Source organism: Pantoea sp. JV6 (genome assembly GCF_025910055.1).
Lineage (GTDB): Bacteria > Pseudomonadota > Gammaproteobacteria > Enterobacterales > Enterobacteriaceae > Pantoea > Pantoea agglomerans.
Genome location: NZ_JAPCIM010000025.1, coordinates 1 through 813, shown reverse-complemented (window position 1 = coordinate 813; position 813 = coordinate 1). Strand labels below are relative to the sequence as shown.

Annotated in this window: 1 protein-coding gene; it reads right to left on the bottom strand. The window is 54.2% G+C overall.

The genetic code is table 11. From position 1 onward, the window contains the following. Positions 1-813: Ig-like domain-containing protein (locus tag OK412_RS22590; protein ID WP_264353621.1), on the bottom strand; the 813-nt coding region annotated here is incomplete at both ends.

Below are 813 nucleotides of genomic sequence, written 5' to 3'. Positions count from 1 at the left end.
CGTATACCGTCGGCCTCAAAGAGCTGCATGTAAACCTCGGTGCCGGAGACACCTGCGCCCTGCCACGTCACCACAATGCGGCCGTCCGCCAGCCGGGTCGTCGACGGGTTAAGCTGGTCTCCAGTGGTGGTAGTGTTCACCTGCATACTTTCATTCAGCAAGCTATACGTAGCCAGTGCAGATCCCTGGAAGGCCACTGTATCGCCCTTGTTCCCTGCTGGATCGATAGCGTAGATCTCTCCTGACTCGCCAGCTGAGATTGGGTTAGGTGCTATCACCCATTTACCCTGCTGATCGGCTACTACGCTATATTCCGTGCCGTTCTTATCGACAATGACAACCACAACGCCAGGCTCAGTAACACCGCTCAGTGACTCCTCTGAGTTTCCTGAAATCCCAACGTTAGGCGCTGTGATATCGATAATAAAATCCCAGCTACTGCTGATTTCACTGACGTTACCTGCAGCATCCGTTGCCGTCGCCGTAATACCGTGTGTCCCTTCCAGCAGGTTAGTGGTCGGCGTATAGCTCCACTCACCCTGTGCATCTGCCGTCACTGTCGCAAGCAGGATGCCATTGTCATAAAGCGTAACCAGCGAGCCTTTTTCCGCCTTGCCGGTAAAGGTCGGCGCCGGATCGTCAATGACATTACCTGCCACTGGTGAGGTGAACTGCAATGTACCGACGTCATCCTGTAATGACTGGATGATCACTGGTTCTGGCGGTGTGGTATCCACATTCAGGGTAAATTTCGCCTCGCTGCTGTTGCCCGCTGCGTTGGTTACCGATGCCGTAAAGACGTGCTCATCATCA